At 39.0% G+C, this 20,184-nt stretch carries 16 protein-coding genes; 10 read left to right on the plus strand and 6 right to left on the minus strand.

What is annotated here, in order from left to right; all coding sequences use genetic code 11:
* Positions 1-19: 19 nt before the first annotated feature.
* Positions 20-1,009 carry a transaldolase gene (gene tal / locus B554_RS0114880; protein ID WP_019458673.1) on the minus strand — a complete coding sequence of 330 codons (990 nt, stop codon included), beginning with the start codon at positions 1,007-1,009 and terminating at the stop codon, positions 20-22.
* Between the two features lie 130 nt (positions 1,010-1,139).
* Positions 1,140-2,033, minus strand: a complete 894-nt coding sequence (locus B554_RS0114885; protein WP_019458674.1) for a LysR family transcriptional regulator — start codon at positions 2,031-2,033, stop codon at positions 1,140-1,142.
* 90 nt (positions 2,034-2,123) lie between these two features.
* Here B554_RS0114885 and aceI point away from each other — a divergent pair, with 90 nt between their 5' ends.
* Complete coding sequence (aceI, locus tag B554_RS0114890; RefSeq protein WP_151819556.1) at positions 2,124-2,558, plus strand: chlorhexidine efflux PACE transporter AceI; 435 nt, start codon at positions 2,124-2,126, stop codon at positions 2,556-2,558.
* Between the two features lie 60 nt (positions 2,559-2,618).
* Here aceI and B554_RS0114895 read toward each other — a convergent pair whose 3' ends face one another.
* Positions 2,619-4,187, minus strand: a complete 1,569-nt coding sequence (locus B554_RS0114895; RefSeq protein ID WP_004701062.1) for an acetyl-CoA C-acetyltransferase — start codon at positions 4,185-4,187, stop codon at positions 2,619-2,621.
* 235 nt (positions 4,188-4,422) lie between these two features.
* On the opposite strand from B554_RS0114895, the gene B554_RS0114900 reads away from it, so the two are divergent.
* The 3 genes from B554_RS0114900 to B554_RS0114910 all read left to right on the plus strand — a co-directional run bounded on the left by B554_RS0114900 (position 4,423) and on the right by B554_RS0114910 (position 8,074).
* The gene (locus B554_RS0114900) at positions 4,423-5,814 is read left to right on the plus strand and encodes a 3-oxoacyl-ACP reductase (RefSeq protein ID WP_019458676.1); all 1,392 of its coding nucleotides are present in this window, start codon (positions 4,423-4,425) and stop codon (positions 5,812-5,814) included.
* Positions 5,815-5,888: 74 nt separating this feature from the next.
* Positions 5,889-6,743, plus strand: coding sequence for a MaoC family dehydratase (locus B554_RS0114905; protein WP_019458677.1), 855 nt, complete (start codon positions 5,889-5,891; stop codon positions 6,741-6,743).
* Between the two features lie 71 nt (positions 6,744-6,814).
* Positions 6,815-8,074 (plus strand): serine hydrolase domain-containing protein, encoded by a 1,260-nt coding sequence (locus B554_RS0114910; protein WP_019458678.1) that lies wholly within the window; start codon positions 6,815-6,817, stop codon positions 8,072-8,074.
* Between the two features lie 47 nt (positions 8,075-8,121).
* Here the strand turns inward: B554_RS0114910 and B554_RS0114915 are convergent, their stop codons facing one another.
* Positions 8,122-8,700 (minus strand): TetR family transcriptional regulator, encoded by a 579-nt coding sequence (locus tag B554_RS0114915; RefSeq protein WP_019458679.1) that lies wholly within the window; start codon positions 8,698-8,700, stop codon positions 8,122-8,124.
* A gap of 125 nt (positions 8,701-8,825) precedes the next feature.
* Between B554_RS0114915 and amvA the strand changes: the two genes are divergently transcribed.
* The 5 genes from amvA (at position 8,826) to B554_RS0114940 (ending at position 17,762) form a co-directional block, all read left to right on the plus strand.
* Positions 8,826-10,304 carry a multidrug efflux MFS transporter AmvA gene (amvA, locus tag B554_RS0114920; RefSeq protein ID WP_019458680.1) on the plus strand — a complete coding sequence of 493 codons (1,479 nt, stop codon included), beginning with the start codon at positions 8,826-8,828 and terminating at the stop codon, positions 10,302-10,304.
* 257 nt (positions 10,305-10,561) lie between these two features.
* A complete protein-coding gene (cpaA, locus tag B554_RS0114925) occupies positions 10,562-12,343 on the plus strand; it encodes a metalloendopeptidase CpaA (RefSeq protein WP_019458681.1) in 1,782 nt (593 codons plus the stop codon).
* Positions 12,344-12,364: 21 nt separating this feature from the next.
* Positions 12,365-12,997, plus strand: a complete 633-nt coding sequence (gene cpaB, locus B554_RS0114930) for a metalloprotease secretion chaperone CpaB (RefSeq protein ID WP_025465237.1) — start codon at positions 12,365-12,367, stop codon at positions 12,995-12,997.
* Positions 12,998-13,121: 124 nt separating this feature from the next.
* Positions 13,122-15,209 carry a DNA polymerase III subunit gamma/tau gene (locus B554_RS0114935; RefSeq protein WP_019458683.1) on the plus strand — a complete coding sequence of 696 codons (2,088 nt, stop codon included), beginning with the start codon at positions 13,122-13,124 and terminating at the stop codon, positions 15,207-15,209.
* A 324-nt stretch (positions 15,210-15,533) separates the two neighbouring features.
* Entirely contained in the window at positions 15,534-17,762 is a 2,229-nt protein-coding gene (locus tag B554_RS0114940) for a phosphocholine-specific phospholipase C (RefSeq protein ID WP_019458684.1), read from the plus strand.
* A gap of 48 nt (positions 17,763-17,810) precedes the next feature.
* Here B554_RS0114940 and B554_RS0114945 read toward each other — a convergent pair whose 3' ends face one another.
* Together B554_RS0114945 and B554_RS0114950 are read right to left on the minus strand one after the other, a co-directional pair.
* Complete coding sequence (locus tag B554_RS0114945) at positions 17,811-18,245, minus strand: acyl-CoA thioesterase (RefSeq protein WP_019458685.1); 435 nt, start codon at positions 18,243-18,245, stop codon at positions 17,811-17,813.
* The gene (locus tag B554_RS0114950) at positions 18,245-19,402 is read right to left on the minus strand and encodes an iron-containing alcohol dehydrogenase (protein WP_019458686.1); all 1,158 of its coding nucleotides are present in this window, start codon (positions 19,400-19,402) and stop codon (positions 18,245-18,247) included. Before B554_RS0114950 ends, B554_RS0114945 begins: the two co-directional genes overlap by 1 nt.
* Positions 19,403-19,705: 303 nt before the next feature.
* On the opposite strand from B554_RS0114950, the gene B554_RS0114955 reads away from it, so the two are divergent.
* Positions 19,706-20,065: a YcgJ family protein gene (locus B554_RS0114955; RefSeq protein ID WP_025465238.1), complete on the plus strand. Its 360-nt coding sequence runs from the start codon at positions 19,706-19,708 to the stop codon at positions 20,063-20,065.
* Positions 20,066-20,184: the final 119 nt, after the last annotated feature.

Raw genomic sequence — 20,184 nt, forward strand, 5'->3', positions numbered from 1 at the left:
GTATGAAAAGTGCAGTTTTTTAAGGTTTAATTTCTGCATCAATTCCAAAAGATTGACGTAATAAAAAACTTAATTGGTCACGAGCTTTAATAAAGCCATCAACACCACCTTGTAAAAGTTGGAATGCCATTAAATCATGATTAAGTTCGTCTTTAAAGCTTTGTTCATCTTGAGCAGGTCTAACAATACCCTCTGCTTGTTTTGATTTAGTCGCATCAAGAGCTGCATCAACTGTACGTGTATCTTGCTCAAGCTGGGTAAGTAGCCCCGGTGAAATCGTTAGCAAATCACATCCTGCAAGGCCAAGCACTTGATCAATGCTACGGAAGCTCGCACCCATCACTTGAGTTGGAATATTTTGCTGCTTGTAGTAAGTGTAGATTTTCTTAACTGAAACCACACCTGGGTCTTTTTCGATTGGGTAAGCGTCTACACCTTCAGCCTTTTTGTACCAGTCTAAAATACGGCCTACAAATGGTGAAATTAAAGTTACTTTAGCATCTGCACATGCTTGAGCTTGGTGTAAACCGAAAAGCAGCGTGAGGTTACAAGCGATCCCTTCAGCTTCAAGTACCTTAGCCGCTTGAATGCCTTCCCAAGTCGACGCGATTTTAATAAGAATACGTGACTGATCAATACCATAACCTTTGTAAAGTTCACATAATTCATGCGCTTTTTTAATGGTTGCTTCGGTGTCATATGAAAGGGCAGCATCAACTTCTGTCGAAACACGGCCTTCAATGAGTTTTAAAATTTCTACGCCAAATTTTACGGTTAAAATATCAATGGTTCTTTCAATCAACTCATCACTTTTATAGCCTTCTTCTTTGGCTTGATAATAAGCATCTTCAATGAGCTCTTTACTTTCAGGTTGTTCTGCCGCTGCCGTAATTAATGAAGGATTCGTTGTAGCATCTAAGGGACGAAATTTACGAATGGCATCAAGGTCGCTACTGTCAGCAACAACGGTCGTTAATGTTTTTAATTGGTCAAGTGCTGTATGAGTCATTGATATTCAACATCTTCAGTAATAAATCTTATGTTTTCTTTATAGCACAAACTCTATCCATACTGTCGATATATCAATTGTTATGTTTCAAAGAAAAACGTTTATGTTGTGCATCTAAATTGAAATTATTTTAAGGGACCTGCTGCATTCGCTTATTGCGAATATAGTCAATCAAAAACCTTGCAGCAGCACCAAGTTCATTTTCACGGCTCCAAACTAAGTCGACGTAATATTCAAAATACGGTGTAAAATCAAATACATCTAATGCTTTTAGCTTGTTGTTTAACTCAGGGTTTTCTTTAAACATTTCTTGTGGCAGTACCCCCCAACCTAAATTACGTAAAATCATTAGGCATGCGGAGTGGTGGTTGTCTGTACGCCAATAATGCTTTGAAAATAATAATTCAGGTTTTAACGTCTCATCTCGACTTGCCACCACAATTTGTCTCGTACCCAAAATCTGCTCATAAGAAACATACTCTTGGCTTGCGAGCGGATGGGTTTTTGAAATAACAGGAATTAAAGCTTCACGTTTGAGTTCTACAAACTGCTCTCTATTGTCTAAATGCTCACGTTCAAACATAAGGGCCAGTTGGGCAGAGCCATCTAGTAACATGTGAAGTGCATCTTCTTGAGGGGCAGACACAATATTAATTTGTAGGTCAGGGAAGCGGCTTTCTAACAGGCAAACATAGTCAGTCCAATTGGTATGTAACAGCTCAGATACCACAACAATAGTGAGGTTTGGTTCAAGACCAGTACTTAATGCATGGGCGTGTTGTTTCCATTGATTCATTTCAATTAATAGTTGCGCCGTTTTTTCATATAGCACTCGTGCTTCAGCTGTTGGGGTAGGTTCACGACCTTTACGTTCAAATAATGTCAGGTTCAAATCGATTTCTAAATTGGCAATAGACATGCTTACAGCAGAAGGAACTTTTCCAAGTTTGCGTGCTGCTGCTGAAAAGGAGCCAGTTTCAATCACGGCCTGAAACATGAGCAATTGTTCTTGATTTATATTCATCTGTCAAAAAAACTGAAAGAATCTGATTGGATTAATCAAAATTATAAAAATAAAATACACATTATCCAAGTAATTATTGAGTATTTAAAAATGTTGATTTCCAAGAGAAGACTCATTCATGCAATCAGTTATGAAGGAATTTTATTGGTCATCATTGCGATTGCATTAAGTTTTATTTTTAACATGCCGATGGAAGTGACCGGAACACTCGGTGTGTTTATGGCAGTGGTTTCAGTTTTCTGGAATATGATTTTTAACCACTATTTCGAAAAAGTAGAGCATAAATATAATTGGGACAGAACGATCCCTGTGCGGATTTTACATGCGATTGGTTTTGAGGGTGGTTTGCTGATTGCGACTGTTCCAATGATTGCATATATGATGCAGATGACAGTGATCGATGCCTTTATTTTAGATATTGGCTTAACCTTATGTATTTTGGTTTATACCTTTATTTTCCAGTGGTGCTATGACCATATTGAAGATAAGTTTTTCCCAAATGCTAAAGCTGCATCACTTCATTAAAATTAACTAGTTAAAGTAAAAAAGCACCCATTAGGGTGCTTTTTTGGGTGAATCGTAAAATTATTTCTCTACGATTGCTACAACGCCTTCACCACCTGCTGTACAGATCGAGATTAATGCACGACCTGAACCTTTTTGATTAATCAATTTCGCAGCAGTAGCCAAGATACGACCACCAGTTGCAGCAAATGGGTGACCTGCACCTAAAGATGAACCATTTACGTTAAGTTTAGAGCGGTCAATTGAACCTAAAGGTGCATCTAAACCAAGACGTTCTTTACAGAATTTTTCATCTTCCCAAGCTTTCAATGTAGATAACACTTGAGATGCAAATGCTTCATGGATTTCGTAGAAATCGAAATCTTGAAGTTTAAGGTTAGCGCGCTTAAGCATACGAGGTACTGCATAAGCAGGAGCCATCAATAAGCCTTCTTTAGGGCCGTTCTTACCAATGAAGTCAACAGCTGCTGTTTCAGAGAAAGAAAGGTAAGCTAAAACTTCATGACCGTTTTCTTTTGCCCATTCTTCAGATGCAAGCAATACAACAGAAGCACCGTCAGTTAACGGAGTTGAGTTACCTGCAGTCATTGTTGCAGTTTCGCCTTTACCGAAAACTGGTTTTAACTTAGCAAGTTTTTCAACTGTACTGTCTGCACGTAAGTTGTTGTCACGGTTAAGACCTAAGAAAGGAGTCATTAAGTCATCAAAGAAACCACGCTCATAAGCAGCAGCAAGTTTTTGATGGCTGCTTGCAGCTAGCTCGTCTTGTGCTTCACGAGTAATACCCCATTCTAAAGCAGTGATTGCTTGGTGCTCACCCATTGAAAGGCCAGTACGTGGTTCACCGTTGCTTGGTGCATCAAGAAGCTTTTTAAAATCAATTTTTGTTAAAGCTTTAAGGCGGTCTTTACCAGTCTTAGCAACATTGAGCTCAAGTAAAACTTTACGTAAACCATCACCTACAGCAATCGGCGCGTCAGAAGTTGTATCTACACCACCTGCGATACCTACATCGATTTGACCAAGTGCAATTTTGTTGGCAACGACAAAAGCTGCTTGTAAACCTGTACCACATGCAATTTGAATGTCATAAGCAGGAGTTTCAGGAGCAAGATCTGTGCTCAATACAACTTCACGAGTCATGTTGAAATCACGGCTGTGTTTCAAAACAGCGCCCGCAACAACTTCACCAATACGCTTACCTTGTAAATTAAAGCGTTCAACCAAACCATTCAATGCTGCTGTCAGCATGTCAGAATTAGACGCTTTGAAATAAGCAGTATTTGAACGTGCAAATGGAATACGGTTGCCACCAATAATTGCAACGCGGCGAACAGTGTTTTGACTCATGGTTTTATCCTGTTGAACAGAAGGTTTGGTTTTTGTTGCTTTTGGTGCTGCAGCTACATTTGAAGATGTAGACGGGGTTGCTGAAGCAGCGCTCTTACTACGAGGGCTACGTGCAGGTGCAGTCGTTGAACGAGTACGTGTCGTTTTTTGTGTATTAGTTGCTGCTTTAGGAGTAGTGCTGTTACGCTTAGCCGTGTTAGAAGCCGACTTTGATGTATTTGACACTTTTTCCTGAGCAGAATTCTCGACTGCTGGATTTTCTTGAGTTGTTTTGCTCATAAGGCTTTTCCAAGCATAATAACGATATTCTTGTAAGCTACCTTAACACAATTCAAATAGACCTGTATTGACTAGAATGACATTGTAGATAGCATTCAGGTCAAGACATCCAAAGATGAACTCAAGTATGATTTGGAGTAACTCTAATGAACGACTGATTTCATATTGTTTCTGTCCATCTCATAACATAATGAAGCCTGTCGTAGAAAATTCATTTCTTTGAGAGATAATAATCATGACTGATCAATACCAAGCATTTACACAATCTCCTATTGGTAAATTCGTTGTTAAAAATTTGGGTTTACCATCGCCAGTTGCATTAGAGCGTTTTGAAAGTGCTCAGCCAGTAGTGAATGGTGCAGTATTGGTTGGCGCAGCGCCATCAAGTGTATTGTCTGGTGCGATTGCACAAGTACTTAGCAATATTCATGCTGACAGTTATGTAGGCAACAATGTTGCATTACAGCAAGAAGCTGCAAAAGTTGGTTTAAATTTACGCCCATTCAATGCAGGCGACAAAGAATCAAAATTCAAAGCAGTAGTATTTGATGCTTCTGGTATTCAGAACTCAGAACAGTTAAACGAACTTTATAAATTCTTTAATCCGATTGCACGTCAAGTTGCAACTTCTGGTCGTGTAATTGTGATTGGTACAACGCCTGAAACTGCAAAAACTGTAAAACAGGCGATTGCTCAGCGTGCACTTGAAGGTTTTATCAAATCTGTAGGTAAAGAGTTTAAAAAGGGTATTACTGCACAAGTTGTTTATGTAGACGAAGGTGCTGCTGCAAACCTTGAATCAACTTTACGTTTCTTGCTTTCTCCACGTTCAGCTTATGTGTCTGGTCAAGTAATTCGTGTATCTAAAGCAGATGTAGTTGATGTTGATTGGGCAAAACCACTTGCTGGTAAAACTGCATTGGTAACTGGTGCGAGCCGTGGTATTGGTGAAGCAATTGCACATGTGTTGGCGCGTGATGGCGCTCATGTTATTTGTTTAGATGTACCACAACAACAAGCTGATCTTGACCGTGTAGCTGCTGACATTGGTGGTTCTACATTGGCAATTGACATTACTGCTGCCGATGCAGGCGAAAAAATTAAAACTGCTGCGGCAAAACAAGGCGGTTTAGATATTATCGTTCATAATGCAGGTATTACTCGTGACAAAACTTTGGCAAACATGAAGCCAGAGCTTTGGGACTTGGTAATTAACATTAACTTGTCTGCTGCTGAACGAGTAAATGACTACTTGTTAGAAAACGATGGTCTAAATGCAAATGGCCGTATTGTTTGTGTATCATCAATTAGTGGTATTGCTGGTAACCTTGGTCAAACCAACTATGCTGCATCTAAAGCTGGTGTGATTGGTCTAGTTAAATTTACTGCGCCTATCTTAAAAAATGGTATTACCATTAACGCAGTAGCACCTGGCTTTATCGAGACTCAAATGACTGCGGCAATTCCATTTGCAATTCGTGAAGCTGGTCGCCGTATGAATTCAATGCAACAAGGTGGTTTACCTGTTGATGTAGCAGAAACAATTGCATGGTTTGCATCAACTGCGTCTACTGGTGTAAACGGTAACGTTGTACGTGTGTGTGGTCAAAGCTTGTTGGGCGCTTAAGCACTTTTAGTTAAATAGGGGTGCTTGTGCATCCCTTTTTTATTCAAGAATCTATAAATTATAAAAGGTTAGGTATGAATACTCGTCATTTTAGCCAACTACCAAAAGCGGCATTGGCTTATCCAAAAGTAGTACAAGGCTTAATTTTTAAAAAGCCTCAGGGGCCAAAAATCTTGCCACAAGTTGAATATGTGGTAGACCGTCTTGAAATTGATCAGAGCCATCTCAAAGCTTATAACGAAGTATGTGGCTTCCAAAATAATGGTTTTGTACCGGCAATTTATCTTGCTGTGCTTTCTCAAAGTTTACAAATGCACATGATGACAGCAGAAGCCTTTCCATTTCCAATTTTAGGTTTAGTGCATATCCGTAACCAGATTAAACAAACCAGACCAATTGGTGTAACTGAAAAACTCACTCTGTCATGTAAATTTGGGGAACTAAAACCACATGATAAAGGTGTTCAGTTTGACTTTATTACTACGGCAAAAGTTGGCAATGAAGTAGTGATGGAAGGTTTAACGACTTATTTATCTCGCCAAAAAGTCGAGAAAAGAGTAGGTGAGAAAGCTAAAGAAGAACAAGCGCCAGCTTATGTTCCAAAGGCAGAGTGGGATATTTTAGAAAACACAGGCCGCCGTTATGCGAAAGTGTCTGGTGATTTTAACTTAATTCATATTCATGCCATTACAGCAAAAGCATTTGGCTTTAAACAGGCCATTGCGCATGGTATGTGGAGCAAGGCTAAAGCATTAGCGAATCTTGAGTTACCTAATGCTTATGAAGCAGATGTCTGGTTTAAGCTACCAATGTTCTTACCGTCAAAAGTTGAGTTTTTAACTGCTAATACAGACAAAAAGACTGACTTTTTGATTCGTAATGCAAAATCGAAAAAACCGCATGTTGCAGGAACTGTAAAAGCATTATAAAAATATCAGCAGCCTGAACAGAGGTTTGGGCTGCTTTTGAGCAAAATAACAAAAAATGCAAGGAACTTCATGTGATTAAAGAAATTTTACTGGCCGATACCCATAACTATCACGGTATTTTAGATGAACGTTTTATTGATTTAGCCCACCAATTTAGCCGTCTTCAAGATGCTAGAACAGGACAAGGTGGTGCTGCATTAGCGGTTTATTTTAGAGACCAGAAAGTTGTAGATATCTACACCGGTCTAAAATCACAAAATGAAGCTTGGCAACCCGATACTTTGGCAGTTTGCTACTCTACAGGTAAGGGTGTACTTGCAACCTTGGCGCATATTTTAGTCAGTGAAGGTTTTTTAGAATACGATAAACCGATTGCGACCTATTGGCCTGAGTTTGCTCAAAATGGTAAAGAGCAAATCACTTTACGGCATGTGCTGAGTCATCAAAGTGGTATGTTTGATATTCGAAATATTATTGAAAGTGCGAGGGAAATGCTGGACTGGTCACATATGTTATATGTGATGGCAGCCACCAAGCCAAGATTCCTTGCAGGACAGGGCAATGCATATCAAGCCTTAACATTTGGTTGGCTTGTCGGTGGCGTGCTTGAAAAAGCAACTGGTCAATCTTTAGATCAGCTCATGCAAAAATATCTTGTTGAACCGTTGCAGTTAGACGGTGCTTATTTTGGTACACCTGCAAGCGAACTGGATCGAGTAGCACGATTAATTATTCAACCAAAATCAGAAAAACCAGCACCTACTCAAGCTGAAAAACCTAAAAAGCCTCAAGCACGTAAAAGTTCACTTTCTGAAAAAATGATTACTTGGACTGGACAAGACCCGCAAGATTTTCAGGATGCCATGATTCCAAAAGGAATGAAGCATTTTAGTTTCTTTAGTGATGAGGGATTACAAGCAGTTATTCCGGCAGCAAACGGTTCATTTACTGCAAATAGTCTTGCTAAAATTTATGCGATGCTAGCAAATCAAGGCGAATGGAATGGACAACAACTCATTCGCCCAGAAGTATTTAAAGAACTCAGTACCATTCAAAGTTATGCACGTGATCGTGTTATGCCAATTCCGATGAATTGGCGCTTAGGATATCACCGCATTATTACGATGGGTAAACGCGCTAAAAATGGATTTGGACATATTGGTTACAATGGTTCAGGCGCATGGTGCGATCCTGAGCGTGACCTGAGTTTTGCCTATACTCATAACTTTCAAATTGGTTCAATCACGGGTGATTACCGTTTGTGGGGGCTTACTCAAGAAGCCTTGCGTTGCACTGACCAAATTTTAAAAGGCCGTAAAGGTTGGTTCTAATTTTAGTGTTTTAAGGCTGGTATTTTAATTAATGCCAGCTTCTATATTTATAATAATTCTAGGCGAATAATTGCTTCGGTATGACGCTTAAAGTCTTCTTCAGCTAAACCTTGTAAACCAAGTTGATAAATACCTTCTAATCCGCACACAAAGGCAATGAGCCGCCAAGCTATGTCTGTTGAATTAGATGTATTTTTAAATTCACCTTCTTTCTTGCCACATTCAATTGCTTGCACAATAGATTCATGCCAACTCTGCATGGCAAGATTATACGCCTTTCGTATTTCCGCATCTTGTTCAATTAAAAGTTCTGCTTCATTCCATAATCGTAAATAAGGCTGAAGTCTGTCGATATTTTCTGCACCTAACAAAATGAATAGCCTTTGAAATTGGCTAGTGGTTTTTAGGGCTTGTTCAATTTCATCAAGTTGTTCCATGAGCTTTAAAAAAGCTTCAGCTTTTAAATGAGATGCTGAAGAAAAGTGGTGGTGAACTTGTCCAGTTGATGTTTGTGCTTCTGTTGCGATTCGGCGTACCGTCATGGCTGTAAAACCTTCAGCCAAAGCAACTTGCATGGCAGCTTGCAGAATCATTTCTCTGCGTTGATCGCGATTAAGATAGGCCATGTTTCTTTCACCTGACTGAATTCGACACAAATTACATTAAAACTAAAAGTTGGACAAGTGTCCAATTGTGTATATAATAACCATGATTTGAACATATGTCCAAGTTTTGGATATTGAAGAGCGTTATGCAAAAAAAATGGTTAATCCTGACAATTATCGTCCTCATATATTTACCAGTTACGATTGATGCAACCGTGATGCATGTTGCAACACCTTCTTTAAGTGCAGCATTGAATTTAACTGCCAATCAGCTTTTATGGGTCATTGATATTTATTCACTGATTATGGCGGGTTTGATTTTGCCAATGGGTGCACTGGGTGATCGTATTGGCTTTAAAAAATTATTATTTATTGGAACTGCAATTTTTGGAATCGGTTCTCTAGCTGCGGCCTTTTCTCCAACAGCTTACGCGCTAATTGCTTCCCGTGCTGTTTTAGGTCTAGGGGCAGCGATGCTTATTCCTGCCACTTTATCAGGTATACGTAATGCCTTTACCGAAGAAAAGCAGAGAAATTTTGCACTCGGTCTTTGGTCTACAGTAGGTGGTGGCGGAGCAGCTTTTGGTCCATTGGTTGGTGGTTTTGTACTAGAACACTTCCATTGGGGAGCTGTATTCCTCATTAACATTCCGATTATTTTAGTCGTTCTAGTCATGATCACGATGATCATTCCAAAACAACAAGAGAAAACTGATCAGCCAATTAACTTAGGGCAAGCTTTAATTTTAGTCGTGGCAATTTTAAGCCTGATCTATTCAATCAAATCGGCGATGTATAACTTCTCGGTACTTACAGTCGTGATGTTTGTGGTGGGTATTAGTACTTTAATTCACTTCATTCGAAGCCAAAAAAGAACGACCACGCCAATGATTGATCTGGAATTGTTTAAACATCCAGTGATTTCAACCAGCATTGTGATGGCGGTGGTTTCCATGATTGCTTTGGTTGGCTTTGAATTACTCTTGTCTCAAGAGTTGCAGTTTGTGCATGGGTTTTCTCCATTACAGGCAGCCATGTTTATTATTCCATTCATGATTGCAATTAGTTTAGGTGGTCCATTAGCTGGTATTTGCTTGAATAAGTGGGGGCTTAGACTTGTATCTACTGTTGGTATTTTAATAAGTGGATTTAGTCTATGGGGGCTTGCCCAGCTTGACTTTTCAACTGACCATTTTTTAGCATGGACGTGTATGGTCTTTTTAGGCTTTAGTATTGAGATTGCCTTATTGGCTTCAACTGCTGCGATTATGTCATCTGTTCCACCACAAAAAGCAAGTGCAGCAGGTGCGATTGAAGGTATGGCCTATGAGCTTGGTGCTGGTTTGGGCGTAGCTATTTTCGGGTTAATGTTGTCTTGGTTTTATAGTCGCTCAATTATTTTACCAGCAGAGCTTCCATCGAACTTAATTGAAAAAGCGAGTATCTCGATTGGTGAAACCATGCAATTAGCTTCTAACCTTGAAAGCCCTTTGGGAGGGCAATTAATTGCAGTTGCTCAGCAAGCTTTTAGCTATGCGCATAGTTGGGTACTCACTATTTCAGCTATTTGTTTCTTCCTTTTAACTGTATTTGTCTGGTTTAGCTTTCCTAAGAAAGTAAACTAAAATAAAGGGTAAAAAAGAGAGATTTATCTTTCTTTTTACCCTCAAATGTCTTTTTAATATTTTCTTTATAATAAATTTAGTTATTTAATTCTCATAAACAACCCATTCTTTAATAAATTTCATGTTTTTATTTCAAAATGATTCAATATTCATGTAATTGAAATTTAATGAAAAATTGATTGATCGAAAATTGACTGTAAAAAAATGGTTTGTTAACCTGCTATTCGAAAATCTAAAAACAAATAAAAGAGGCCGCTGTGAATTTTAAATTAAAAACATCACTTATTATTGGAGCAATTGTTGCGTCTTCACTTGTGTATGCCGCAACTGTACTTTCACCAAATCAGAATAATAATAGTGGATCAATACCATTTGGTTATTCAGATTTAGAATTTTCTTTAGCAAATGGGAATTGGGTCAAAAATCTCTCTTTACCGGCAAGTGCTAATAATTCGGACAAAATTACAATTCGTTCTAGTGCCGCCTATAGTAGTTATTTAGATACTTCTAATACGAATATTCCGTTAGAAGTATTGAAGATAAATAGTGGAGATGTTTATCAATTTATCTTTAATAGCAGTCAAAATAAATGGGTCGCTCAGTTAGCAACAGTGAGTCCTACCAATGGTGCGACTTATGAAGTCGTTCCATTAACCACTGCATCCATGCAAAAAATACTTATTCAAAATGACAAATGGGCACAAACCATTGCATTACCGAGTGATGTACGTGACGGAACAACCGTACAAGTTGTTTCTACAGCAAGTGCAAGCTCGGAGATTGATAAAACAAATTTACTATTCCCAAGCAGTTTTACATTAAAAAATGGCTCTGAATATTGGTTTAAATATTATTCTGCTTTAGGAAAATGGGTTCCAGAATATATAAAACCTCAGAAGCTAAATGTTCAGCAAATCGGAACATCTTTAGCCGCGGTAAGTAGCCCGCTAACAGAAGTTTCATTTGGAGATGGAAATTGGGTTTCGAATTTCACTTTGCCTACCACCGCAAGTGATCGGGATAGAATTGTTATCAAGTCTACAGCGACTTGGTCAGCAAAGATTAATAACACCAATATTAATAGCCAAGCGACTTTAACGCTTAAAACAGGCGATCAATATGAGTTTATGTATGTAAGTGATAAAGGCTATTGGCAGCTGATCTCTTCACCAACAAAGGTGATTGATTCAACGGCAACAATCCCTGCAACTTTACCGAATATGACTCAGCCCACTTTAAAGGTAAAACTTTCTACATCAAATTGGCAGCCGACTTTGCAGCTACCCGCTCAAGCTCAAGTCGGGGATAAGGTGGTTATTGTGTCGAATGCATCGGCAGACACCTATATTAATGCTCCTAATGGTTTGTCGACAGCAATTAAAAATGGTGAAAATCGCCGTTTTATTTACACCGCTCAAGGATGGACAGTAGATAGTTATACAATTGATATGTTGTTAGTTTCTAGTCCAGAAGTAAATGCAATTTTAGGAGAGAGCGCTGCAAAACTTAGAATGATTGAAGGCGTAAATCTAACAAACTTAACTGCTGAAAATTCGAATGCACGCTTTTACTTAAGAGATGTGGGCTATTTAACTTATAAAATCCCTGCTACCACTTTAAAAGAAGCAATCTCGACTGGACGAGATGACACGACAGTACAAAATGAGCGTAAACGTGTATTGGCAGACGGTGTTTATTATCAAGGTAATGAACCAGGCGATGGTGGTTGTGGTTGGGCTTGGATTAATGCTTCTGCATATAACATGATTGGTGCAAATGATATTGCAGGTTGTTCTTTTGCCGCTATGCGTCATGAAGTCGGGCACAATCTTGGCCTGTACCATAATGGTTCAACCAATATTGGTTCAGGTTTTGCCCATCCGTTAGGAAGTACCGCAATGGGTGGTAATAATATTAATTTTTACTCTAGCCCGTATCTGTATAACCCTAAATATGGTGTACGTTTAGGTGTAGAAGGAAAAATTGATGCGGTTAGTGTCATTAACCTGAATGCGCAGAAAATTTCTCTATATAACTAATCTCTATCTTAGCTGTAAATAATGAAGAAAAATAAATTGTTAATAGGAGCTGCTATCGCTTGTATGGCGTTAGCAGTTTTAATCTGGTTTGCTTTTTCACAGCAAAGCTCTTCTGCTTTAACGTCGTCTTTAGAAAGTCGGCAAGAGTCTGGGCCAAAAGTAGCAGATAATCAAAATGGTTTGGTCCGTCAAAATATGCTGAATTTGAGCCCGTCAGAAAAGGAAAAATTATCTCAGCAACAAATTGTTTTTAATGAAATAGAAAAAGATCAGCTTCCTTCTAATATTAATTTTCCGCTACTTAAAAATGCGAAAGGTATGGTGATTAAATATGATCCAAATGTGATTGAACTTAAAAAAGTGGGTGACACTGTTAAGTTCCAAATGTTGGAATATGGCATTAATCGCACGGGTAAAATTGTAGAGATCGAACCTGTTGACCAAGATATTGTTCGGTGGACTGGAAAATTTGATCAGGGCGATCCAAATCAGAATTTCTTTACTATTACTCAAAGTCAAAAAGACCATTATACGATCATGCAGATTTTTACCGAGAAAGGAAATTATTCAGCTGAAATTAAGGATGGTGTAGGGCTGGTCCAAACCATGGATGAAGGCGTAACTGATCAAGAGCTTCATCATGATCATCCGTAGACAAATAAACGCTTCTGGCTTTGAAAAAGAGTGTGGTTCGCAGTTTATCTGTACGGATATGAGCTTTATGCGTTCACACTCTTTTAAAAACAAAGTATGCTTATGCCTGTAACAAGGAGCATACATGTATCAAGTACTTGCTAGAAAATACCGTCCACGTAATTTCAATGAGTTAGTGGGGCAAAACCATGTTTCTCGTGCATTAAGTAGTGCATTGGAACGCGGTCGTCTTCACCATGCTTATTTATTTACAGGAACGCGTGGTGTAGGTAAAACTACAATTGCCCGTATTTTAGCCAAGTGTTTGAACTGTGAAACAGGTGTGACTGCTACACCATGTGAAGTCTGTGCAACCTGCAAGGCGGTAAATGAAGGCCGTTTTATTGACTTAATTGAAATTGATGCTGCTTCAAGAACAAAAGTAGAAGATACGCGTGAACTTTTAGACAACGTTCCTTATGCGCCAACGCAAGGTCGTTTTAAAGTTTACCTGATTGACGAAGTACATATGTTATCGACGCATTCTTTTAATGCGTTATTAAAAACACTAGAAGAACCACCAGAACACGTTAAATTTCTGTTTGCTACGACTGACCCACAAAAGCTACCGATTACGGTTATTTCACGTTGTTTGCAATTTACTCTACGACCTTTAGCTGTAGATGAAATTACCAAACACCTTGGCGCTATTCTTGAAAAAGAGCAAATTAATGCCGATCAGGATGCAATTTGGCAAATTGCTGAATCTGCTCAAGGTTCACTGCGTGATGCACTATCTTTAACTGACCAAGCCATTGCTTATGGACAGGGTGCTGTACATCACCAAGATGTTAAAGAAATGCTTGGCTTGATTGACCGTACAATTATTTATGATTTGATTTTAGCGGTTCATCAAAACCAACGTGAGAAAGTGAGTCAGCTTTTATTGCAATTTAGACATCAAGCTTTAGATGTTTCACTTGTGCTTGATCAGTTGATTTCGACATTGCATGAATTGGCAATTTTGCAATATCTACCTGATTTGAGTTTGAAATATAGTGATGAAATCAATCGCAAAATTATGCAACTGTCTAAGCTAATTTCTGCTCAAGATTTACAGCTTTATTACCAAATCGCATGTAAAGGTCGTTCAGACTTGCAACTTGCCGTGACGCAAGAGCAAGGTTTTGAAATGTGTATTTTACGCTTATTGGCATTCCGTCCTTTAGCGCCAAATGAAATTTTAGTATCAGAGCCTGTTCAACAAAATGAGCAAGCAGTGATGGGGCTAAACTCACAAGCGCAACCAACAGTTCAAGATATTACTCCTGTAAGTACTGTTCAGCCTGTTGAAGTTATTAACCAACCCGCTATGGTTGAACCTGAACCTGAACCTGAACCTGAACCTGAACCTGAACCTGAACCTGAACCTGAACCTGAACCTCAGTCTAATCAGGATTTAATGGTATTTGATCCAAATCATCATGAGCTGATTGGGCTTGAGTCAGCAGTTGTTCAAGAGACTGTTAGTGTTCTGGAAGAAGATTTCATTCCCGTGCCAGAACAAAAGGCAGTACAAGTTCAGGCTGAAAACCAAGCTAGACAAATTGAACCAGAGCCAACTTTTACGGCTGAGCCGCAAGGTTTGTTTGAAACATCTGATACTGAGTTTTCTCTTGGTCAGGATGCACCTGTAACTCATGACTTGGTTTCTGAACCTATTATTGAGCAGCAACCTTTGGTGCAACCCGAAGTGGTTGTTGAAACTGCTACAGCTGTAGAAGAATCTAGCGTAACTGATAATGGGCAGTTGATGCCTCAGGATATTTTGAAGCTTTCTGCTCAAGTTTTGGAAGGTGAGTGGACACTTGAAAAATGGGAATACTGGTTTAGAAACAGCCAGCTTTCCCCAGCCGTTCAAGAACTTGCTCAACATGGTGTAATGACTGGAGAAATTGGAGGCAATACGATTTTCCATATTCCTCAAGAATATGAAAATATGTTGACCCAATTACAACAAGGCCTCATTGATGCATTAAACCAGCAATGGCCGAATACACAATTTACGGTTGAGTATGGTGCAGTTAATACATCTACACCCTATGTCATGCAAAGCATGCGTAAAGAAAAAGCTTTCCATAGAGCGACAGAGCTATTACAGCAACAACCTGTTATTAAAAGCCTCATAGAAACTTTTGATGGCGAACTCCAAAATATTCAGTTAAAGCCTTAAATTTAAGTGAGTTTTTATCTGGTGAGAAATGTGGAAATAATAGAATTTTCATATTTTTCACTGGATTGAAATATTCAAGTCACGCCACTGTCATTGTACTTTTCTATGTTAGCCATTTTAGATTTTAAATGGACTATATATCGTCATGAAAAGGCAATGCACAGGAACAACTTCCTTTAAATATTCTTACTTTTTATTGATCGGCGCCATTCTGCTGAGTGGTTGTAACGACTCATCAAATGATAATTCAAATACACCAGAGACAGGTAAAAAGCCTGTAATGCGCTGTGCTCCTTAAACTTAAATAATAAAAAGAACCTGATCATGATTACACGTCGTAAATTTTTAAATTACTCTTTAAATATGGGTTTTGGTGCTGCGGCATTGGCAGCTTTCCCATCTAGTATTCAAAAAGCTTTAGCAATTCCTGCAAATAATAAAACGGGTACTATTCAAGATATTGAACACGTTATTATTTTAATGCAGGAAAACCGATCTTTTGATCATTACTTTGGTACGTTAAAAGGTGTTCGAGGTTTTGCTGACCGCTTTACAATTCCTTTGCCAAATGGTCGTAAGGTTTGGGAACAGCTTAGACGCAATGGGCAAGTTTTAACGCCTTTTCATTTAGACGGTACAGCCAACAATGCACAGCGTGCAGATGGCACACCGCATACATGGAACGACAGTCAGTTAGCTTGGGACAATGGCCGTATGGCGAACTGGCCAACTTATAAGACCGACATATCTATGGGCTATTTTAAAGAAAAAGAAATTCCATATCAGTTTGCACTTGCCAATGCTTTTACGATTTGTGATGCCTACCATTGTTCCATGCACACCGGAACAGATGCGAACCGATCTTTTCATTTAACGGGTACAAATGGGGCAACACCGACTAAGCGTTCATTTGTAAATAACGAATGGGACTGGATTGATGGTAATCCCGCTACGGCAGATCGTGGTTACACATGGAAGACCTATGCTGAGCGTTTAGAAGAAGCAGGGGTAAGCTGGATTTGTTATCAAAATATGCCGGATGAATGGGGCGATAATATGCTTGGTGCATTTCGTTCCTTTAGAAAGGCAAACATTGCTTCTGGCTACCCAGTTGCAAGTGGTGGGGAACCGAATAAACCGTATGCCGATACGGGCCAAAAACTACCGTATAAAGCCTATGATGCGGCTACTGATAATGCCAAAAATCCACTCTATAAAGGCATTGCAAATACACTACCGGGCAATAAGCCTGAAGAGTACCTTGACGCTTTTAAAAGAGACATTCGTGAGGGTAAATTACCGCAAGTCTCTTGGATTAACGCGCCATCAATTTACTGTGAACATCCAGATCCTTCAAGCCCAGTTCAAGGGGCTTGGTTTATTCAAGAAATTATTGATGCATTAACTGCTGTGCCAGAAGTATGGAGTAAAACAGCACTGCTTATTAACTTCGATGAAAATGATGGTTACTTTGACCATGTACCGTCACCATCTGCACCATCTCGACTTGCAAATGGTCAGTATGCTGGCAAATCGACATTAAGCAGTGTCGATATGCAGGATGAATATTTTGACCACACTGCGCCTGAAGGAAGCCATTCTCAGCCTACACCTGATGGACGCGTTTATGGTCCGGGCCCGCGTGTTCCTTTATATGTGATTTCCCCATGGAGTCGTGGTGGCTGGGTAAACTCGCAAGTGTTTGACCATACGTCCGTGCTCATGTTTTTAGAAAAACGTTTCGGTGTAAAAGAGCCGAATATTAGTGCGTACCGCCGTGCAGTGTGTGGTGATTTGACCAGTGCATTTAACTTTAAAACACCAAATGCAGATGCTTTACCGCAGCTTGATGGTAAACAAACACGTGTGCAGGCAGATGCATTAAGAGAAAATCAAGAAGCTTTGCCAGCTGTTCCTGTACCTACGGATATTAAGTTACCGATTCAGCAAAGTGGCATACGTTTGTCGCGTGCGCTACCTTACGAATTGCATACCAGTGCGCGCTGTAAAGCGGACGGTAAGGTACAATTAATATTCTCTAATACAGGTACGCAAGCTGCGGTTTTTCATGTTTATGACAAGCTCAACTTGGATCACATTCCAAAGCGTTACATTGTCGAGCCGAATAAAACTTTAGATGATGAATGTGATGCTTTAAAAGATAACTTGGGCCGTTACGACTTATGGGTACTCGGTCCAAATGGCTACCATCGTCATTTCAAAGGGGATACTCAACGTATTGTTGATAGTGGCGTTAAACCTGAAATTCGAGTGTGCTATGACATTGCCAATGGTGATGTTTATGTCGAACTTATGAATGAAGGAACCAAGGATGCAATATTGACGGTAAAACCTTGTGCATATCGACAAGATGCGCCGTTACAACTTACCGTAAAGGCGGGGCAGGTTGTTAAGCAACATTGGGCTTTGGCTGATGTCGGGCATTGGTATGATTTTGAAATCACGAGCCAGAGTGATCCATACTATTACCGACGTTTTGCTGGTCGAGTTGAAACGGGTGAAGACTCTTTTAGTGATCCCGCAATGATGTAAGCTAAAACGAGGCAAAAAGAGCTGTGTATTTTCTTTTTGCCTCATTTTTTATAATAAGAAATTCTCTAAAACCTCACGAACTGTCTCGGAAATTGGCACAGCCTTACGCGTTTCGCGATCAACAAACACATGCACAAAATGCCCTTGAGCTGAGGCTTGATCTTGACCTTGTTTAAAGATTGCCAATTCATAACGTAATGAAGTCGTACCGATTTTACCAATCGCCACACCTACCTGAATAATTTCTGGAAATGATAACTCTTGTAAAAAGCTACAAGCTGAATCAACCACTAAGCCAATTGACTTTGCTTCATGAATATCAAAACCTGTTTCTTGAATGAGCAAAGCATTGGCTGCGGTATCAAAGTAGCTATAGTAAGTCACATTATTCACATGACCATAGATGTCATTATCTGCCCAACGCGTTTGAATATCTAAAAAGAACTTAAATTGATCTCGATTTTTTAAAACTGGTTTAGTCATTAATGAATTGCCTGATAAATTGCCAAAGCAGCGGCTTCTGTCATGTCTCGTGGGTTATTTTGTAGTAAGCGAGTTTGCAACATGGCATCTTGAGCAAGCCGAGGTAAGCTCGACTCATCAATACCCAAATCTCTAAGTTTTAAGGTCAAGCCACTACGGTCTAAGTGGTTCTGCATATGGTCAATGAACAGATCACACAAGCCATCAGTGCTGCCATTGCTATATGGATCTAACCATTGCATAAGTTCCGCATAGTATTTTTTTGCATTCGGCGCATTAAATTTTAATACTTCAACCAGCACTAAGGCATTGGTATGTCCATGCGATAAATGAAAATGTCCACCCAGTGGATAAGCTAAAGCATGTACCGCAGCAACGGGTGAGTTTGCAAATGCTTGCCCCGCGAGCATTGAACCAAAAAGCATGTTTTGACGTGCTTCTAAATCATTACCATCTTTAAGAACTTTCGGTAAGTTATGGTTTAGTAACTTCAAAGCATTCTTAGCTAAAATATCGGTATAAATATTTTTCTTGTGCTTAGAGGTATATGCCTCAATGGCATGTACCATCGCATCAATACCTGTTGCAGCAGTAATATGCGCTGGAAGGTTTTGAGTAAAAGTAGCATCAAGAATCGCAGTGTCGGCGTACAGTACTGGAGAGACAATCCCCATTTTTGTTGTCTCGCCAGTAGTCACAATTGAAATAGGTGTTACTTCTGAACCTGTACCAGCTGTGGTCGGAATTAAAATAAGTGGAAGGCGAGCTGTGGTGACTTGGTTTACGCCATACATGTCTTGCAAACTTTGAGTCTGGTCGGGGTGGGCGAGTAAAGCGATTACTTTTGCAACATCTAAAGAACTACCACCACCAAAGCCAATAATGGCATCTACATTTTGCTGCTTTGCATAATTGGCTGCATCTAAGACCACTTGTTCTGGTGGATCAGCCTGAACATCTGCATAAATGTCATATTCAATGTTGAGCGTATTTAAAATTTGAAGAATGGGTAGATGTAATTGATTTTTGATCATGCCTGCATCGGTGACTAGCAATAACTTACGGTAAGCTTTTGAAGACAAAACATTTTGTAATTCTTGTATAGAACCTAAGCCAGAAATGATATTTGGAACGGTTTGAAACTGAAAATGGCTCATATACGTTATTTCCTTATTTTTGAAAATTATTGTCGAATGGTTCTATAAGATTCAATCTTTAAATAACTTAGCACAGGACACCTTAAAATAAAGTAGTTCTAGGGCAATTATGTTGGGTGTTAGATGACATCAACACTATTGTTATCTGTTCGGGATCGAGAAGGATGTGCAGATGATGCATAAGTTATTTAAAAAGACATTGAATGGTGGGCTTTTTGTTATTTATAGGCTGGTAGAGATTTTCTGGCAAGCTTCTAATTTATATAATGCCTTAACAATTAATAATTTTATTCGGTTCTAAAAATGAAAATTTCTAAAACTTTACTTAGTATCATTGGATGTAGTTGCTTCATGTTTAGCTCAGTAGCGATGGCAAAAAACAACTCTGGTGTATTTTCACCTCAAAAGGGTGTAATTTGTGACAAATACATATGCGCAGACAAAAAAGGTATCTCAAAAAAACTTACAACTAAATACTTAGGTCCTTATAAGGCGAATAAGGCTTTCTCCCAAGGCGATTTTGATACTTCAGCATTTACACTCTCAAATGGTGTGTTCTGTGATACCAAAACAAAACTATGTCATGTCGATCGATATTTTGAAAATGGACATCGTAGTAAAATTGATAGAAATACGACTGATAAGTTATTTAAAAATAAATAAATTTTTTAAAAAATTATATAAAATTCTGAATTGAAATAACCTGCTAAAAGCAAATTTTTTACCATGTACCCTGCTAACTATCGACTAATGGTGGGGTTTTTTATTATTAAGTATTTCTG

The sequence above is a fragment of the Acinetobacter sp. GG2 genome (assembly GCF_000292385.1).
GTDB lineage: Bacteria > Pseudomonadota > Gammaproteobacteria > Pseudomonadales > Moraxellaceae > Acinetobacter > Acinetobacter seifertii.